General features: G+C 70.8%; 17 protein-coding genes. 13 read left to right on the forward strand and 4 right to left on the reverse strand.

The window, feature by feature from the left end:
- Nucleotides 1-108: 108 nt before the first annotated feature.
- From IG84_RS0102105 to IG84_RS0102135, 8 genes are all read left to right on the forward strand, one after another.
- Nucleotides 109-753, forward strand: coding sequence for an HAD family hydrolase (locus IG84_RS0102105; protein ID WP_031050585.1), 645 nt, complete (start codon nucleotides 109-111; stop codon nucleotides 751-753).
- A gap of 66 nt (nucleotides 754-819) precedes the next feature.
- Entirely contained in the window at nucleotides 820-2100 is a 1281-nt protein-coding gene (locus IG84_RS0102110; RefSeq protein WP_051861292.1) for an MFS transporter, read from the forward strand.
- Nucleotides 2051-3226, forward strand: a complete 1176-nt coding sequence (locus IG84_RS0102115; protein ID WP_031050591.1) for an acetoin utilization protein AcuC — start codon at nucleotides 2051-2053, stop codon at nucleotides 3224-3226. Before IG84_RS0102110 ends, IG84_RS0102115 begins: the two co-directional genes overlap by 50 nt.
- A 323-nt stretch (nucleotides 3227-3549) precedes the next feature.
- A complete protein-coding gene (locus tag IG84_RS0102120) occupies nucleotides 3550-4365 on the forward strand; it encodes a phosphatase (RefSeq protein ID WP_031050594.1) in 816 nt (271 codons plus the stop codon).
- Nucleotides 4366-4493: 128 nt separating this feature from the next.
- On the forward strand, nucleotides 4494-4703 hold the full coding sequence (locus tag IG84_RS0102125) for a helix-turn-helix domain-containing protein (protein WP_014144137.1): 210 nt from the start codon (nucleotides 4494-4496) through the stop codon (nucleotides 4701-4703).
- A gap of 163 nt (nucleotides 4704-4866) precedes the next feature.
- Nucleotides 4867-4965, forward strand: a complete 99-nt coding sequence (locus IG84_RS39480; protein WP_003948845.1) for a 30S ribosomal protein bS22 — start codon at nucleotides 4867-4869, stop codon at nucleotides 4963-4965.
- Nucleotides 4966-5266: 301 nt separating this feature from the next.
- Entirely contained in the window at nucleotides 5267-6316 is a 1050-nt protein-coding gene (locus IG84_RS0102130) for an NAD-dependent epimerase/dehydratase family protein (protein WP_031050597.1), read from the forward strand.
- Between the two features lie 14 nt (nucleotides 6317-6330).
- Nucleotides 6331-7335, forward strand: coding sequence for a lysophospholipid acyltransferase family protein (locus IG84_RS0102135; RefSeq protein ID WP_031050602.1), 1005 nt, complete (start codon nucleotides 6331-6333; stop codon nucleotides 7333-7335).
- Between the two features lie 168 nt (nucleotides 7336-7503).
- On the opposite strand, the gene IG84_RS0102140 is transcribed toward IG84_RS0102135, so the two are convergent.
- The 4 genes from IG84_RS0102140 to IG84_RS0102155 all read right to left on the reverse strand — a co-directional run bounded on the left by IG84_RS0102140 (nucleotide 7504) and on the right by IG84_RS0102155 (nucleotide 11781).
- The gene (locus IG84_RS0102140) at nucleotides 7504-8706 is read right to left on the reverse strand and encodes a DUF5667 domain-containing protein (protein ID WP_031050604.1); all 1203 of its coding nucleotides are present in this window, start codon (nucleotides 8704-8706) and stop codon (nucleotides 7504-7506) included.
- Nucleotides 8707-9021: 315 nt separating this feature from the next.
- Complete coding sequence (locus IG84_RS0102145; RefSeq protein ID WP_031050605.1) at nucleotides 9022-9816, reverse strand: ECF subfamily RNA polymerase sigma factor, BldN family; 795 nt, start codon at nucleotides 9814-9816, stop codon at nucleotides 9022-9024.
- Nucleotides 9817-10332: 516 nt separating this feature from the next.
- The gene (locus IG84_RS0102150; protein WP_382467570.1) at nucleotides 10333-11241 is read right to left on the reverse strand and encodes an HAD family hydrolase; all 909 of its coding nucleotides are present in this window, start codon (nucleotides 11239-11241) and stop codon (nucleotides 10333-10335) included.
- Nucleotides 11242-11502: 261 nt separating this feature from the next.
- A complete protein-coding gene (locus tag IG84_RS0102155; RefSeq protein ID WP_031050610.1) occupies nucleotides 11503-11781 on the reverse strand; it encodes a glutaredoxin family protein in 279 nt (92 codons plus the stop codon).
- Nucleotides 11782-12166: 385 nt separating this feature from the next.
- On the opposite strand from IG84_RS0102155, the gene IG84_RS0102160 reads away from it, so the two are divergent.
- The 5 genes from IG84_RS0102160 to hemB are packed head-to-tail and all read left to right on the forward strand — an operon-like array spanning nucleotide 12167 to nucleotide 17991.
- Nucleotides 12167-12946 carry a redox-sensing transcriptional repressor Rex gene (locus tag IG84_RS0102160; RefSeq protein ID WP_031050613.1) on the forward strand — a complete coding sequence of 260 codons (780 nt, stop codon included), beginning with the start codon at nucleotides 12167-12169 and terminating at the stop codon, nucleotides 12944-12946.
- On the forward strand, nucleotides 12943-14391 hold the full coding sequence (locus IG84_RS0102165) for a glutamyl-tRNA reductase (RefSeq protein WP_031050616.1): 1449 nt from the start codon (nucleotides 12943-12945) through the stop codon (nucleotides 14389-14391). Before IG84_RS0102160 ends, IG84_RS0102165 begins: the two co-directional genes overlap by 4 nt.
- Complete coding sequence (gene hemC, locus IG84_RS0102170; protein WP_031050619.1) at nucleotides 14388-15356, forward strand: hydroxymethylbilane synthase; 969 nt, start codon at nucleotides 14388-14390, stop codon at nucleotides 15354-15356. Before IG84_RS0102165 ends, hemC begins: the two co-directional genes overlap by 4 nt.
- Entirely contained in the window at nucleotides 15353-17002 is a 1650-nt protein-coding gene (locus tag IG84_RS0102175; protein WP_031050622.1) for a bifunctional uroporphyrinogen-III C-methyltransferase/uroporphyrinogen-III synthase, read from the forward strand. Before hemC ends, IG84_RS0102175 begins: the two co-directional genes overlap by 4 nt.
- Complete coding sequence (gene hemB / locus IG84_RS0102180) at nucleotides 16999-17991, forward strand: porphobilinogen synthase (protein WP_078648557.1); 993 nt, start codon at nucleotides 16999-17001, stop codon at nucleotides 17989-17991. The genes IG84_RS0102175 and hemB overlap by 4 nt, the downstream gene beginning before the upstream one ends.
- The last annotated feature ends 78 nt before the right edge of the window (nucleotides 17992-18069 follow it).

Below are 18069 nucleotides of genomic sequence, written 5' to 3' on the forward strand. Positions count from 1 at the left end.
GGTACTGCAGGGGGGACCCTGTGGGAGAGTAGGACGCCGCCGAACAATCATTGTGGGAAAGCCCCGCACCGTATGGTGCGGGGCTTTTCTGCGTTTAGGGTCGGTCCCATGCGATACGACCTGGTCATCTTCGACAACGACGGTGTGCTCGTCGACAGTGAGCCGATCTCCAATACGATCCTGGCCGGCTACCTCACCGAGCTCGGACATCCGACGACGTACGAGGAATCCATCCGGGACTACATGGGTGCCGCGATACACCGGGTGCACGACCTCGTCGCCGAGCGGACCGGACAGCGACTGCCCGCGGATTTCGACACCACTTTCCATGCCCGGGTCTTCGCCGCTTTCGAGCAGGAGCTGACGCCCGTCACCGGAGTACCGGAACTGCTGGAGAAACTGACGGCGGCCGGCACTCCGTACTGCGTCGCATCCTCCGGGAGCCACGAGCGGATCAGAGTAGGGCACCGGAAAACCGGGCTCGACCGGTGGTTCGGAGACGAGCGGATCTTCAGCTCGGAGGACGTGGGGCGGGGAAAGCCGGCCCCCGATCTCTTTCTGCACGCGGCGGAGAAGATGGGCGTCGCCCCCGAGCGGTGCGCGGTCATCGAGGACAGCCCGCTGGGCGTGCAGGCGGCGATCGCGGCCGGCATGGACGTGTACGGGTTCACGGCCATGACCCCGGCCGACCGGCTGACGGGCGCGACCGCGCTCTTCACCGACATGGCGAAGCTCCCGGATCTCCTCGTGTGACTCGTGTGAGGCGACTTATGTGATTCATCTACCCATCAGTAGCAGTGAGTTCTACGCTGTCCGGCCATGACCGCCCCCTCCGCCCCAGAGCCCGGCCTCGAGCTCGCCCCTGAGCCTCGCCTCCGCCACGGCCGGGCCGCGCTCGCCCTGAGCTTCTTCGTGCAAGGGGCGGTCTTCGCGCTGCTCGTGACGCGCATACCGGCGATCCAGGACCGGTACGGGATCTCCGACGCGCTGCTGCCCGCATTCCTCGCGGCCGTCCCGGTACTGGCCGGCGTGGGCAGCGTGGCGACCGAGCACCTGGTGAAGCGGATACGGCCCGGGCTCGTCCTGCGATGCGTACAGCCGGTGGTCTGCCTGGCGCTGGTGGGCGTGGGGGCCGGGAGCGGGCTGGCCCAGGTGGCCGTGGCCCTGGGGGTGTTCGGGCTGGCGGTCGGGGCGCTGGACGCGTCGATGAACATGCTGGGGGTGAGCCTGCAGCGCGCCTACGGGCGCAGCATCATGCTCGGCTTCCACGCCGCGTACAGCCTCGGCGGCATCGTGGGCGCCTCGCTGGCCTGGGTGGGCGCGCACGGGGAGCTGCCGCTGGTGGCGCTGTACGGACCGGTCGCCGCGGTCGCCGTCCCGGCCGTGCTGATCGCCGGTCGCTGGTACGTCGACCAGGAACGTGGGCCGAAGGCCGCCGGTGCCGTGGCCCCCGCCTCCCTGTCCATGCGGTTCCTCCTCCCCCTCTGCCTCGTGATGGCCTTCGCGTACATCGGGGACTCGACGGTCTCCAACTGGAGCGCGAAGTACCTGCAGGACGTGCTGGGGAGTTCGGAGCAGCTGGCGACCGTGCCGTACAACGTGTACATGGTCACCACGCTCCTCGGGCGGACCGTCGGGGATCTGGGGGTGCGGAGGTTCGGGCCGGTCGCGGTGGTGCGGACGGGGGCCGTGGTGGCGGCCGCGGGGTTCGCGGTGGTGGCCGCGGCGCCCGGTGCGTGGCCGGGGATGGCCGGGTTCACGCTGTTGGGCCTGGGGCTGTGCGTGATCGTGCCGCAGACGTTCGCGGCGGCGGGCCGGCAGGCGTACGAGGCGCACGGTCCGGCAGGCGGTCCGAAAGCGTCGGATGCAGCCATCGCGCGACTGAATATCTTCAACTATGTGGGCTTTCTGGTGGGTTCGCCGCTCGTCGGGGCGGTGGGGGACGCCTGGAGTTACCGCGGGGCAATGCTGGTGCCGATGGTGCTCGTGTTGGCGACACTGGTGTATGCCCCATCGTTCGGCGGGGGCCGGGCCCGATACGGTGGCGGGCATGAGTGGCCGCGCACAGCTGATGTGGGACGAGGCAGTAACGGGCTATGACTTCGGGCCCGGTCATCCGATGGACCCGGTGCGGCTCGCGCTGACCATGCGGCTGGTCCAGGCGTACGGACTCGACCGCGCGCCGGTAAAGGTGTCGGCCGCCAAGGCGGCGGGCCTGTCCACGCTGCGCCTGGTGCACCGCGAGGACTACATCGACGCGGTACGGCGTGCCTCGGCCGATCCGAAGGCCGCGGAGGCGGCGTACGGGCTCGGTACCGAGGACGACCCGGCGTTCGCGGGCATGCACGAGGCGTCGGCGCTGATCGCCGGGCAGTCGGTGGGCGCGGCGGAGGCGGTGTGGCGCGGGGACGCGCTGCACGCGGTGAACTTCACCGGTGGGCTGCACCACGCGATGCCGGGCGGCGCGGCCGGTTTCTGCATCTACAACGACGCGGCGCTGGCCATCGCGCGGCTCCTGGAGCTGGGCGCGCGCCGGGTGGTGTACATCGACGTGGACGTGCATCACGGGGACGGCGTGCAGGCCGCGTTCTGGGAGGACCCGCGGGTCCTGACGATCTCGCTGCACGAGCACCCGCGCACGCTCTTCCCGCAGACCGGCTGGCCGGAGGAGACCGGCGCCGAAGGGGCCGAGGGCAGCGCGGCGAATGTGGCGCTGCCGGCCGGTACGGGCGACGCGGGATGGCTGCGCGCTTTCCACGCGGTGGTGCCCGAGCTGGTGGCCGGATTCGGTCCCGATGTGATCGTCACGCAGCACGGCGCCGACACCCATTTCGAGGACCCGCTGGCGCACTTGGCGGTGAGCGTGGACGCGCAGCGCGCGGTGGCCGAGACCTGTCACGAGCTGGCGCACGCACACTGCGAGGGGCGCTGGGTGGCGCTCGGGGGCGGCGGTTACGCGGTGGTCGATGTGGTGCCGCGTACCTGGACGCACCTGGTGGCGATCGCGGCGGGGCAGCCGCTGGACCCGGCGACGGACATCCCGGAGGAGTGGCGGCAGCAGGTGTACCGGCTGACGCGCCAGCAGGGGCCGCGGCGGATGACGGACGGGCGGGAGCCGGTGTTCCGGGACTTCGCGGACAGCGGGTACGACCCGGCGGACCGGCTGGACCAGGCGATCCTGGCGACCCGCCGCGCGGTGTTCCCGGCCCACGGGCTGCTGCCGTAACGGGGTTTGGGGCGGGAGCGGGCCGCATACAGAGGCGCTGACGATGGTCCCCACTCAACCCCTACCCGTGGGGTGGGAGGGGGCATGCGCGGGGATGGGGCGGAACGCTGACGCCGGGGTGGAATGCCAATGGCGGAACGTGAACGGCGGGATGGGGCGCGAACGTCGGGGTGGGGCGCGGATGTTGGAGCGGGACGTGAGCGCCGGGGAGAACGCCACTGACGGGACGTGAACGCCGGTGAGGGGCGTCAGGGGTTACACGGAGGTGTGATTACTGGGCGGTTCGGGCATGGGGGTCGGTGCGGGGCGTCAGCATGGGCGGCGTGTTGAGCAGTGGCGCGCTGCGGGCGCATCTGGTCGGAGCACGGCTCGCGGGGTCGATCGCGACCTCGCGGGAGAAGAGCCTGAACCGCTACCGCCTCTTCGCGGCCGGCGACCCACGGGCGCTCATCGGGCTGGAGCCCGCAGGGGACTGGTCCGTCGGCGATCTGCTCGGGCTCATGGGAGAAAGGTGCGGGGTTTCAGCCGATCCTGCGCATATTTCTGGCACGGATGTGATCGACCCGGACCGGACCGTGGCGGCACTGAACGCGTTCGCCGACCGGCTCGGTGAGGCGGCCGGCGAACGCTCGCCGGTACTGATCGGCACGGGCCATCCTGACCGCCTCACCGGCTTTTACGGCGGTCTGGCAGACGCTTTGTCGGCGGCGGGATGCCCCGTCCTCACCCCTGCGTACGGCATGAGTATCGACATAATGACCCGGTTTGGGGTACGTACGTACAACCTTGCGTACGTACGGGGAGTCGCGCGGATGCGCGAACCCGGCGTGCGGGGGGACCTCGGGGAGCCGGAGATCCACACGCACTCCCCCCTCCCGGTTCGTAGTGCCCTTGGTGCTGCCGCAGACGCCTGTGGGCCCCTTCCCGAGCTGGTGATCGGGGACCACGGATGGGTCTGCGGAGCAGGTCAGCTGGGCTTTGAGGCCATCGGCCTGGCGGATACTGACGATCCGGCGCTGTTCGTCGGGCAGGCGGAGGGGCGGGTGTCCGTCGTAGTTCCGCTTGATGACGCTGTGCGGTCTGATTACTACCGACCGCTTACTCGCTATGTACTCAATCGAGCGTGTCTGTCACAGTAGGCGGCCGACGGCTACTCCTCTTCCCCACTCGCATCACCCGCCCCTAACCTGGGGAGTGAGCGCATAGCGACGAAGAGTCACCGGAGGGGAAGCCGGTGCCCGTCATGTGCGGAAGGACCAGGTGTGTCATGGCTGCAGACCAGAGGCCTCTGAATGAGGTCGTGTTCCTTACTGTGGCGGAAGTTGCCACAGTGATGCGAGTGTCGAAGATGACCGTGTACCGCTTGGTGCACAGCGGTCATCTGCCCGCGATCCGAGTGGGGAGGTCGTTCCGGGTTCCGGAGCAGGCGGTCCACGACTACCTCCGCGAGTCCTATGTGGGGGTGGAATCGGCCTGACGGGGGCCCAAGAGGTCCCTTTGCGGGCCTGGTGAGGCCGTATGGAGGCCACGGAAGACCCTCGGATTACGCCGTACGCTCGGCGCCGGGTAGGCTGGCCCGATGTAGGTAGTGTGGGCTCGGACGCCCCGCACCGAGTGATTCGAAGTGAGCGAGGGTAGTCGTGGGCTCTGTTATCAAGAAGCGGCGCAAGCGGATGGCTAAGAAGAAGCACCGCAAGCTGCTCAAGCGCACCCGTGTTCAGCGTCGCAACAAGAAGTAAGCGACGCTGAGCGCGTTACTACAGCCCCCCACCGCATGGTGGGGGGCTGCAGTGCGTTCGGGGGCGCACAAGCCCGGAAGGGCAGCCGAGCCCGGAACGGCACACAAGCCCGGAAGCCGGGTACTCGGCGCAGTGCCACGGCGCGAGCCGGCGTCCGGTACGCAGGACCGGACCAGGCCGAAACATGGCCGGGGCCGTCCACAAGTCATCACAGCGCAACACCGACCGGATAGCGTGGGCCGCCACATCTCGGCACGTGCGGGGACGTGCGGGGGACGACGGTGGGAAGGAAGGGCTGATCTTGGGCAAGGTCGTGCTCGTCACGGGAGCCGCACGTCAGCTGGGCGGCCGTTATGTTCGCCGGCTGCAGCGCGATCCCGACGTCGACCGGGTGATCGGCGTCGACGCCGTGCCGCCCGAGCACCACCTCGGCGGCGCCGAGTTCCTGAAGGCCGACATCAGACATCCGGCCATCGCCAAGGTCCTCGCCGAAACGGGCGTGGACACGGTCGTGCACATGGACATCCACGGCACCCCGCTCGGTTCCCGCGGCGGCCGCTCGACGGCCAAGGAGACCAACGTCATCGGGACGATGCAGCTCCTGGGCGCGTGCCAGAAGGCACCGCACGTCAAGCGGCTGGTCGTGAAGTCCTCCGCGAGTGTGTACGGCTCCGCGCCCCGGGACCCGGCGGTCTTCACCGAGACGATCAGCCCCAAGTCCCTGCCCAGCGGCGGCTTCGCGAAGGACGTCGTCGAGGTCGAGGGGTACGTACGCGGGTTCGCCCGCCGCCGGCCCGACGTCGCGGTCTGCGTGCTGCGGTTCGCCAACATCCTCGGGCCGTGCGCGGACTCCCCGCTCGCGGAGTACTTCTCGCTGCCGGTGCTGCCCACGGTCCTCGGGTACGACCCGCGGCTGCAGTTCGTGCACGAGGAGGACGCGATCGAGGTGCTGCGGATCGCGGCCGCCGAGCCGCGTCGCGGAACGCTCAACAGCGGCACGTTCAACATCGCGGGCGACGGCGTGCTGCTGCTCTCGCAGTGCTCGCGGCGGCTGGGCCGCCCCACGCTGCCGCTGCTGCTGCCGACGGTCACGTGGGCGGGCTCGATGCTGCGCTCGCTCGGCATCACCGACTTCTCGCCGGAGCAGATCCGGATGCTCACGCACGGCCGGGTCGTCAGGACGACCCAGATGCGCGAGACACTGGGATTTGAACCGGCGTACACCACGGCCGAGACCTTCGCGGAGTTCGCCCGCAGCCGAGGTCCCGGCCTGCTGCCGCCCGAGACCGTCTCCCGTACCGTCGACCGGCTCGCCGCGCTGCTGCCCGCAGCCAGTGCCCAGACCCAGTGAGGAGTTCACCCACGATGGCGGACGCCAAGGTCATCCCGTTCGGCGAGGAGCCGCGCTCGAGGAGGAGGGCCAAGCGGTCGGCGGGCGCGGCGCGCAGCGCGGCCCTGACGCCCGTACCGCCGCCGCGCCAGGAGGAGCCGGGGGCGACGGCCCCAGGCGAAGCGCCCGAGGAGCGGGGCGCGTCCTGGGAGCAGCGGCTCGCCGGCGGCCTCAACTTCCTGCGCAGACGGCTCACCGGTGAGTACGAGGTCGACGACTTCGGGTACGACGAGGAGCTCACCGACCAGGTCATGATGTCCGCGCTGCGGCCCCTGTACGAGAAGTACTTCCGGGTCGAGGTGAAGGGCGTCGAGAACATCCCCGACAAGGGCGGGGCGCTGATCGTCGCCAACCACTCCGGGACGCTGCCGCTGGACGGCCTGATGCTCCAGGTCGCGATCCACGACCAGCACCCGGCGGGGCGTCATCTGCGGCTGCTGGCGGCCGATCTGGTCTTCATGCTGCCGGTGGTCAACGAGCTGGCGCGGAAGGCCGGGCACACGCTGGCCTGCACGGAGGACGCCGAGCGGCTGCTGGAGCGCGGCGAGGTGGTCGGCGTCATGCCGGAGGGCTTCAAGGGCGTCGGCAAGCCCTTCTCGGACCGGTACCGGCTGCAGCGCTTCGGGCGCGGCGGCTTCGTCTCGACGGCGCTGAAGTCCGGGGCGCCGATCGTGCCGTGCTCGATCGTGGGCGCGGAGGAGATCTACCCGATGATCGGGAACGCCAGGACGCTGGCGCGGCTGCTGGGCTTCCCGTACTTCCCGATCACGCCGACGTTCCCGTGGCTGGGGCCGCTGGGCGCGGTACCGCTGCCGACGAAGTGGACGATCCAGTTCGGCGAGCCGATTCCGACGGACGGGTATCCGGCGGAGGCGGCGGACGACCCGATGCTGATGTTCAACCTCACCGACCAGGTGCGCGAAACGATTCAGCACACGCTCTACAAGCTGTTGGTGCAACGGCGTTCGGTCTTCTTCTGAGGCCGTGACGGCCGGGTGACGGCCGTGATGGGGGATGCCCCGCGTGCGCACCGCCGGGCGGCCCGTACGGACACAGGCGACGGCGCCCGGTGTTCTTCTGGAGGGAAGGACCGGAAGAACACCGGGCGCCGCCGGGCCGCGGAGGCGCGCTGCGATTGCCGCGCGCCGCTACTCCTCCTGGCCGTCGACGCCGAGCCCCGGGAGCAGGTCCGGGAGCAGCGGCGGGATCGTGACGTCGGGCTCGGTGGGCTCGTCGCTCTTCTGCTCGCCCTCCGAGGGGGAGGGGCTGTCCTTGGTGGGCGGGTCGAGCAGGCCGCCGGTGTTCCCGCCGAGCAGGCCGTCGTCCTTCGGCGGGGACGACGAGGACGGGCGGGGCGTCGGGGAGTCGTGCTCCTTGCCGCTCGCGGACGGGCTGCCGGAGCGGGACGGCGCCGTCGAGTGGTCCTCGGCCGTGCTGTCCGAGGCGGACGGAGCGCCGTGCCGGGCGCCCTTGTCCGGCTTCTTCGGCAGCAGCGAGCGCAGCGGCCCGACCTCCTCGTCTATGGCGTCGAAGACCGAGCTGACGTCCTGTGAGACGTCGTCGAGCTGCACCGGCAGCCGGTCGCGGAGCTGCGCCCAGCCCTCGCGGTGCGAGGCGGTGAAGGAGTCCAGCGCCTGGATGGCGCCGAGCGAACCGTCCCGCTCGTACGCGTCGTGCAGCAGGCGGTGGCCCGTGCCCGCGGATTCGGTGACGCCCGCCAGCGACCTGCGGACCTCGGAGAGCGTCTCGTGCGCCAGCGGACCGGCCCTGAGCCGCTCCATCAGCCGGCGGGCCTCCTGCATCCGGCTGGACGCCTGGTCGAGGTAGAGCCGGCCGCGGTCGGAGTCGTCCTCGGCCATGCCGAGCTTGAGGTCCTCCATGCCGCGCTTGAGGCCGTACAGCGAATCGCCGGGCAGCGCGTCGGAGCTCGCGGCGGCCACTCCGCTGAACGCGCCCGCGGCCACCCCGACCGTCAGCCCGCCGGCGGCGAGCCTCCTGGACAGCCGGGACCGCGGGCGCAGCCGGCCGAGCGACTTGGCGGCGCGGTGCGCGCCTCGCACGCCGCGCTGCTGGGGCACCTTCGCGCCGTCGGAGGGTGCGCCGCCTTCGGCGAAGGCGGCCTCCATCGCGGCGATGAGCTGCGCGCGCTGGATCGTGCGCGCTTCCGGGTCCAGCGTGGGCTTGGGGAGCTCCCCCAGGCCGCCGGCGACTGCCAGCAGCCGTGCCGTTTCGGGCTCCGGCTCCTGCTCCGGTGTGTCGATCTGCTCATCGGCCGCGCCCTGGAGGTCCTGATCCTCCAGCGCCTGGGCGAAGGCGTGAGCCCGCCGGTGCGCCGATACGTTCGCGATCACGGGCGGCACCTCCTCTCATCATCCCGCTCGACTCCCCGGACTGGCTTGACGATCCAGCAGGGCCGGAAGGCTGCACACCCTGCGCACAACCACTCGATCGAGTGAGCGGCCGCGGGCATGGCGTGTCTGCAGGGAGCCTGCATTCCGCACAACGAGCGGCGAGGTACTCGGGTTACGCCCCCACGATGATGTGACGGACCGGTACCGCGCGATGGCTGAAAGTGATGGCCTGGTCAGGGCTTGGCGGCACAATAAGAGTGGTGTGGGGGACGGATGTTCGGGGAGGGGGCGGCCCGAGGAGGGGAGCGGACGGCGTCAGCGGGCGTCGTCCGGCAGCAGCCGCGCGAGGGTCCGGACAGCGCGGTACTGGAGGGTCTTGATCGCTCCTTCGTTCTTGCCCATGACGCGGGCGGTCTCGGCGACCGACAGCCCTTGGAGGAACCGGAGCGTGACGCATTCCTGCTGCTGGGGGTTGAGTTTGCGGACGGCTTCGAGGAGGGCGGCGTTGGACAGGGATTCGAGGACGGAGTCCTCGGGGCTGCGCTCGACCTCGTTGGCGTCGAGCATCTCGCCCGTGGTCACCTCCAGGCGGAAGCGCGAGGACTTGAAGTGGTCCGCGACGAGGTTGCGCGCGATGGTCACCAGCCAGGCGCCGAAGTCCCGGCCCTGCCAGGTGAAGGTGCCGATCCGGCGCAGCGCGCGCAGGAACGTCTCGCTGGTCAGGTCCTCGGCGGTGGCCCGGCCGCCGACGCGGTAATAGATGTAGCGGTAGACCGTGTCGGCGTACTGGTCGTAGAGGCGGCCGAACGCGTCGGCCTCGCCCGCCTGGGCGCGCTCGACGAGCTCCATCATGCGGCGGCTGTCGCTGTCGGCGGGGCGGCGGGCGGTGGTCGTGCCACCGCGGCGCGTACGGCTGCCGGCGGACCGTGCGCCGACGGCGGTCCTGGCGTCCGCCAGGGCGTAGCAGGGGCGGACGGGTCCTGCGGCAGGTGCGGGTGTGGCGAGGGCGGGGACGGTGTACGCGGTGGGGACAAAACTGCGCAGGTGGTCGACGAGCGTCGTACGCAGCGTAGCCAGGCCCGAGGCGTCAACCCCGACGTGTGGGTACACGGGACTCCCAGAGGCAGAGCTTCCATCACGTGCAGTGCGGGACCGTTCACCCGCGGTAGGGGCTTATGGGTTCCGGTTTGCGTCTGAGGAGAATAACGCTTCGTACAGGCAGCGCTACACCCAGTTGCTCAAATCGTCGATTCCGTCTGGTCTGTTACGTATTTCTGGTCGTTCAAGTATCAGATGTTGAACAGGTATTGATCGGAAAGCGACGTGATCTGCCTGGTTGGAGGGCGTGTTGTGGCGTACCGGGCGTCGTGCGACTGTGCGTCGACCGGTGGGGTATGAAGAAGGTTTGCCCTGCACACAGCGGTACGGGTGTTCGTACGGGGCGCGTAGAAGCACCCTCAGGAGTGGTGCTGCGAAGGGCAGCGCGAAAAAACTGGAACGCGCCGTCGATGTGATCATCGGTGGGCGGCGCGTCTCCCGCCCTTTCGGTGACGGTGTGTAACGCCTACCCCTCCACTGGAAGTTGGGTGAGCTTCCGGTTATGGAGCTCGCCCCGGAGGGGCGTGGCTACCGGCGCCGGCGCTGCAGGGCGACCGCCGCCGCCGCGCCGCCCGCGACCGCGCCCACCCCGGCCGCCGCCGGAATGCCGATCTTGGCGGCCTTGCGGCCCGTCCGGTAGTCGCGCAGCCGCCAGCCCTGCTCCCGCGCGTGCTTGCGCAGCCGGGTGTCGGGATTGATCGCGTAAGGGTGGCCGACGAGGGAGAGCATCGGGATGTCGTTGGCGGAGTCGCTGTACGCGGCGCAGCGCGACAGGTCCAGCCCCTCGGCCATGGCCAGCGCCCGTACGGCCTCGGCCTTGGCGGGCCCGTGCAGCGGCTCGCCGACCAGCTTGCCCGTATAGACCCCGCCGACGGACTCGGCGACCGTGCCGAGCGCGCCGGTCAGGCCGAGCCGGCGGGCGATGATCGTGGCGGTCTCCACGGGGGCCGCGGTCACCAGCCAGACCTTCTGGCCCGCGTCCAGGTGTGCCTGGGCGAGCGCGCGGGTGCCGGGCCAGACGCGCTCGGCCATGTACTCGTCGTAGATCTCCTCGCCTATGGTCATCAGCTCGGAGACGCGGTGGCCCTTGACGATGGAGAGGGCGCTGTTGCGCACGTCCTCCATGTGCTCGGGGTTCTCCGAGCCGGCCAGCCGGAAGTACGCCTGCTGCCAGACGAAGCGGGCGAGGTCACGCTTGTGGAAGAAGTGCCGCTTATAGAGACCGCGTCCGAAGTGGTAGATCGCGGCGCCCTGCATGACGGTGTTGTCGAGGTCGAAGAAGGCGGCGGCCGCCTCGTCGCCGACGACCGGGAAGTCCGGCTCGGCGTCCTCGGATTCGCTGTCGGCGGCCGCTGCGGCGGCTTCCGCCGCGGCCTGGGCCTCGGCTTCCTGGGAGCTCTTGCGGGCGGCCTCGGCCGCCGCCTCGCCGGCCAGCACGCTGCGCGCGGTGGCGGGGCGCCGGTGACGGGTGAACCACCCCGTCACAAGGGACGGAATGCCCGTGACGAGGGACGCACTGAAGGGGCTCCTGCCGGGGCGGTGCTCGGGCGAGGGGTCGGCCATACGGCGAGCATAGCCAGTTTGTTCGGTGGCCCTGGTTACGCACGCATGTCAGGCAGGTACGGGGCTGCCGACGGTCGCGTTACGGCCACACCGCGTGGCCCCGGCGCGCCCCGGCCACGGGCCTTGTGTACGCCCTCAGGCGCCCAGCGCCTTGCGCAGCCGCTGCGGGTCGACGCGCCAGAAGTCGTGCTGCGCGCCGTCGACGAGGATGACCGGAATCTGCTCCCAGTATTTGCGGTAGAGCTCTTCGTCCTCGGTGATGTCCTGCTTCTCCCAGACGGCGCCGGTCTCGGCGCAGACCGCCTCGATCACCTTCTGTGCGTCGTCGCACAAATGGCACCCCGGCTTGCCGATGAGCGTGACCGTGTGGTCGGCGGGGTTCTTGCGCGGGGTGCGGCGGAGAAGCGGGGCCATGCCGCCATTGTGCCCCTGCCGGGTCCGTCCGTGCCCGTGTCACCAGGTCAAGAACGTTTATGACGGCCGTCACGAACCCTCTGCCGGGGAGGTGGTTTCCCGTACCATCGACGGGCGATTTAGTGGTGTACGGGGGCAAAACAGCAAGGAGACTCGCGGCGTGTTCCCGTTCACGATCCTGCGTTATGCACGCGAAGCGTGTGAACGGAGTGACGCAGGATGCGGTTCCGCGAATTGCCGCAATAAGTGCGTGACACCGGTCACGTTGACGGGACAAAGCGGACACCATCTTTGTGCACGCGTTCACAAAGACATAGCCTGCTATCGACAGGGCGGTCTTGAGACATTTGGCCGTCCAAAGCCCCGCTCTACCCGCAGGAGCACCGTGGCAACTGGCCGAACTCACCGACCGGCGACCCGAAGCCGAGGGATCCCCGAGGCCACCGTCGCCCGGCTTCCGCTGTATCTGCGTGCACTGACCGCGCTCTCGGAGCGTTCGGTCCCCACGGTCTCCTCCGAGGAGCTGGCGGCCGCGGCGGGGGTCAATTCCGCCAAGCTGCGCAAGGACTTCTCGTACCTGGGCTCCTACGGCACCCGCGGCGTGGGCTACGACGTGGAGTACCTCGTCTACCAGATCTCGCGGGAGCTCGGTCTCACGCAGGACTGGCCGGTTGTGATCGTCGGTATCGGTAACCTCGGCGCCGCGCTCGCCAACTACGGCGGCTTCGCCTCCCGCGGCTTCCGCGTCGCGGCCCTGATCGACGCCGACCCGGCCATGGCGGGCAAGCCCGTCGCGGGCATCGCCGTCCAGCACACCGATGAGCTCGAGAAGATCATCACCGACAACGGCGTCTCGATCGGCGTGATCGCGACCCCCGCGGGCGCAGCCCAGCAGGTCTGCGACCGTCTCGTCGCCGCCGGCGTCACCTCCATCCTGAACTTCGCGCCGACCGTGCTGTCCGTCCCCGAAGGGGTCGACGTGCGCAAGGTCGACCTGTCGATAGAGCTGCAGATCCTCGCCTTCCACGAGCAGCGCAAGGCCGGCGAGGAGGCCAGCAGCCAGGACGCGGCGCAGCCCGCGACGACTCCGGTGCGCCCGGGGTCCACCGACGACTCCGACCGCAAGGGACCTGACGGGGACGTGCCCGCCGTGATGCCGGCATGAGTCTCCTTGTTGTCGGCCTTTCGCATCGCAGTGCGCCGGTCAGCATCCTGGAGCGCGCCGCGCTCGCGCCCGACTCCCGCGGCAAGCTGCTGCAGGACGTCGTGTCGGCCGAGCCCGCCGCCGAGTCGGCCGTGCTCTCCACCTGCAACCGCATCGAGCTCTACGCCGACGTGGACAAGTTCCACGCCGGTGTGGCCGAGCTGTCCACGCTGCTCGCCCAGCACAGCGGCGTCAGCCTGGACGAGCTCACGCCGTACCTCTACGTCCACTACGAGGACCGCGCCGTCCACCACCTGCTGTCCGTGGCCTGCGGCCTGGACTCCATGGTCGTCGGCGAGGGCCAGATCCTCGGCCAGATCAAGGACGCGCTCGCCCTCGCGCAGGACCAGCACACCGCCGGGCGGCTGCTGAACGACCTGTTCCAGCAGGCCCTGCGGGTCGGCAAGCGCGCGCACAGCGAGACCGGCATCGACAAGGCCGGCCAGTCCCTGGTCACCTTCGGCCTGGAGCAGCTCGCGGGCGCGGCCGGCGGTCACGACGCGCACTGCGTCCTCACCGACGACGCCGTGCCGGACGCCACGGCCCCGCTCGGCGCACCGGGCGTCGACGCCTGGGCCCGCGGCAAGCGTGCCCTGGTCATCGGCGCGGGCTCGATGTCCTCGCTCGCGGCCGCCACCCTGGCGCGCGCGGGCGTGAGCGAACTGGCCGTCGCCAACCGCACCGTGGAGCGCGCCGAGCGGCTGACGGAGATCCTCACCGAGCCGGGCAGCCCCGGGCGCGCCAACGGCCTCACCGCGCGCGCCGTCCCGATGTCCGAGGTACCGGCCGAGCTGGCCGCCGCCGACATCGCGATCTCGTGTACGGGGGCGACCGGGCTCGTCCTCACCGGCGAGGCGGTCGCGGCGGCCGCCGAGGGCCGCAAGGACCGGGAACTGGCCCTGCTCGACCTGGCGATGCCGCGCGACATCGACGGCGCGGCCCACCGGATCGCGGGCGTCCACCTCGTCGACATCGAATCGCTGGCCGACGCGTCCGCCGACGCCCCCATGGCGTCCGACGTGGACCAGGTACGCACCATCGTGTCCGAGGAGGTCGCGGCCTTCGGCGCGGCCCAGCGCGCCGCGACGATCACCCCGACCGTGGTGGCCCTGCGCACCATGGCCGCGGACGTGGTCGCCGCCGAGATCGCGCGGCTGGACGGCCGCCTCCCCGACCTGGACGACAAGCAGCGCGCGGAGATCAACCAGACCGTGCGCCGGGTCGTCGACAAGCTTCTGCACGCGCCCACCGTGCGGGTCAAGCAGCTCGCCAGCGAGCCCGGCGGTGCCGGGTACGCCGACGCGCTGACCAAGCTCTTCGACCTCGACCCCCAGACGGTCGCCGCCGTCAGCCGGGCCGACACGCGCGCGGACAGGCACGACACAGCACGGGAGCAGCGCTCATGACGCACCACGCATTGCGACTCGGGACACGGCGCAGCAGACTCGCCATGGCCCAGTCCGGACTCGTCGCCGAGGCGGTCCGCCAGGTCACCGGGCGGCCCGTCGAGCTGGTGGAGATCACCACCTACGGCGATGTCTCGCGCGAGCACCTGGCGCAGATCGGCGGTACCGGCGTCTTCGTCTCGGCGCTGCGCGACGCGCTGCTCGGCGGCGAGATCGACTTCGCCGTCCACTCGCTCAAGGACCTGCCGACCGCGCAGCCCGAGGACCTGACCCTCGCCGCGATCCCGGTCCGCGAGGACCCGCGGGACGCGCTGATAGCCCGCGACGGCCTCACGTTCGAGCAGCTCCCCGACGGGGCGCGGGTCGGTACCGGCTCGCCGCGCCGCATGGCGCAGCTCAACGCCTGGGCGCGGACGCTGGGCCGTCGTATCGAGACCGTGCCGATCCGCGGGAACATCGACACCCGCATCGGTTACGTCGAGAAGGGCGAGCTGGACGCGGTCGTACTGGCCGCTGCCGGGCTCAACCGCCTCGGCCGCACCGGCGAGGCGACGGAGCTCCTCTCGCCGGACGCAGTTTTGCCCGCCCCTGGCCAAGGGGCGCTTGCGGTGGAGTGTGCCGCTACCCATGAGCACCTCGCCGCCCGGCTCGCCGAGCTCGACGACCCGTTCACCCGGGCCGCCGTGACCGCCGAGCGTTCCCTGCTCGCCGCCCTGGAGGCCGGCTGCTCCGCACCTGTGGGTGCGCTGGCCGATTTCCAGGCCGGCGAACGGGCTGTCACCGAAATGCGCCTGCGTGGCGTCGTCGGCACGACCGACGGCAGCACGCTGGTGCAGCTGTCCACCACCGGACACGTACCCACCTCCCGCGACGACGTTTCAGTACCGGCGACCATGGGCCGTGAGCTCGCCGCCGAGATGCTCGCCAAGGGTGCGGCCGGTCTTATGGGGGAGCGAGCACTTTGAACCCCACCGCCCCTAACCACCCCGCCGCCGGCCAGGTCACCTTCCTCGGTGCCGGGCCGGGAGATCCGGGTCTGCTCACGCTGCGCGCCGTGGAGGCGCTGTCCCACGCGGACGTGCTGATTGCGGACCCGCAGGTGCTCGACGTCGTCCGCACGCATGCCCGGGCGAACGTGGACACACCGCTGCAGGCTTCCGCTGACGAGGCGTCAATCCCCGCCGATGTCCCCACGCTTCGGGACACGACCAATCTTGTCATGGGCGCCGCGCGCACCGGCAAGCGGGTCGTGCGTGCCGTGTCCGGAGACCCCGGCCTGGACGCCAATGTGGCCGAGGAGATGCTGGCCTGCGCCTCCGAGGGCATCGGCTTCGAGGTCGTGCCGGGCATCGCCGCAGCGGTCGGCGTGCCCGCGTACGCCGGTGTGCCGCTGCGCGACGCGCAGGGCACCGACGTCCGCTTCGTGGACGCCCGTACGGCCGACGACCGCTGCTGGTCCGAGGTCGGCGCCAGCGACGCGACCGCGGTCGTCTCCACCACCCTCGACTCGGTGGCCGCGGCCGCCGGCGAGCTGGTCGCGGCGGGCCGCAAGCCCGACACCCCGTTGACCGTCACGATCGCCGGTACGACCACCAAGCAGCGCACCTGGACCGCCACCCTCGGCACCATCGCGCAGACGCTGAAGGCCGCCAAGGTGCTGCCCTCGGCGGACGGCGGGCAGCCGGTCATAGCCGTGGTCGGCGAGCGCAGCGCCGCCGCGCAGCGGGACCAGCTCTCCTGGTTCGAGTCCAAGCCGCTGTTCGGCTGGAAGGTGCTCGTGCCGCGGACGAAGGAGCAGGCCGCCTCGCTCTCCGACCAGCTCGTCTCGTACGGCGCGGTGCCGCACGAGGTCCCGACGATCGCCGTCGAGCCGCCGCGCACTCCCCAGCAGATGGAGCGCGCGGTCAAGGGCCTGGTCACCGGCCGGTACGAGTGGATCGCCTTCACCTCGGTCAACGCCGTGAAGGCCGTCCGCGAGAAGTTCGAGGAGTACGGCCTGGACGCGCGTGCCTTCGCGGGCATCAAGGTCGCGGCCGTCGGCGAGCAGACCGCCAAGGCGCTCATCGCCTTCGGCGTGAAGCCGGACCTGGTTCCTTCCGGGGAGCAGTCCGCGGCGGGCCTCCTGGAGGACTGGCCGCCCTACGACCCGGTCTTCGACCCGATCGACCGCGTCTTCCTCCCGCGCGCCGACATCGCCACCGAGACCCTGGTGGCGGGCCTGATCGAGCTGGGCTGGGAGGTCGACGACGTCACGGCCTACCGGACCGTACGCGCCTCGCCCCCGCCCGCCACGACCCGTGAGGCGATCAAGGGCGGCGGCTTCGACGCGGTACTTTTCACCTCGTCTTCGACGGTGCGGAACCTCGTCGGCATCGCCGGCAAGCCGCACAACGTGACCGTGATCGCCTGTATCGGCCCGGCCACCGCGAAGACCGCCGAGGAGCACGGGCTGCGCGTGGACGTCATGTCGCCCGAGCCCTCGGTGCACAAGTTGGCCGAAGCGCTCGCGGACTTCGGTACGGCCCGGCGCGCCGCCGCGGTCGAGGCCGGTGACCCGGTCACCCGTCCGAGCGAGCGCCGGCCCGGATCGCGCAGGAGGGCACGCAGTTGAGCAGTACGTACGGACGTTTCCCAGGTGCGCGGCCGCGGCGGCTGCGCACCACCCCTGCCATGCGCCGCATGGTCGCCGAGACCCGTCTCCACCCGGCGGACCTGATCCTTCCCGCGTTCGTGCGCGAGGGGATCTCCGAGCCGGTGCCGATCGGGTCGATGCCGGGCGTCGTCCAGCACACCCGTGACACGCTGCGGAAGGCGGCCGTCGACGCCGTCTCCGCGGGCGTCTCCGGGATCATGCTCTTCGGCGTCCCCGAGGAGGCCAAGAAGGACGCGGCGGGCACGGTGGGCACGGACCCCGACGGCATCCTCCAGGTCGCCCTCCGGGACGTGCGCTCCGAGGTCGGCGACGATCTCGTGATCATGTCCGACCTCTGCCTGGACGAGTTCACCGACCACGGCCACTGCGGCGTCCTGACGCCGGATGGCCGGGTCGACAACGACGCCACGCTGGAGCGGTACGCGGAGATGGCCCGCGTCCAGGCCGATGCGGGCGCCCACACGGTCGCACCCAGCGGCATGATGGACGGGCAGGTCCGTGTGATTCGCGAGGCGCTGGACGGCGCGGGCCACGCGGATGTCTCGATCCTCGCCTACACCGCGAAGTACGCCTCGGCCTTCTACGGCCCCTTCCGCGAAGCGGTGGGCTCGTCGCTGCAGGGCGACCGGAAGACGTACCAGCAGGACGGCGCCAACGCCCGCGAGTCCCTGCGCGAGCTGGCCCTCGACCTCGAAGAGGGCGCGGACATGGTCATGGTCAAGCCGGCCATGCCGTACCTCGACATCCTGCGGGACGTCGCGGAGTCCGTCGACGTGCCGGTCGCCGCGTACCAGATCTCCGGCGAGTACGCGATGATCGAAGCTGCCGCGGAAAAGGGCTGGATCGACCGCGACGCGGCGATCCTGGAGGCCCTCACCGGCATCAAGCGCGCGGGCGCCCAGAACATCCTCACGTACTGGGCAACCGAGGTCGCCCGCCGGCTCTGACGCCTCTGACGCCTACGGCGTCGCTGTACCGACCGCTGAGCCCCCGCCGTCCATCCGGACGCGGGGGCTCTGGTCATT

Origin of the sequence: Streptomyces ochraceiscleroticus, from assembly GCF_000720485.1 — a bacterium.
GTDB classification, from domain to species: Bacteria; Actinomycetota; Actinomycetes; order Streptomycetales; family Streptomycetaceae; genus Streptomyces; species Streptomyces ochraceiscleroticus.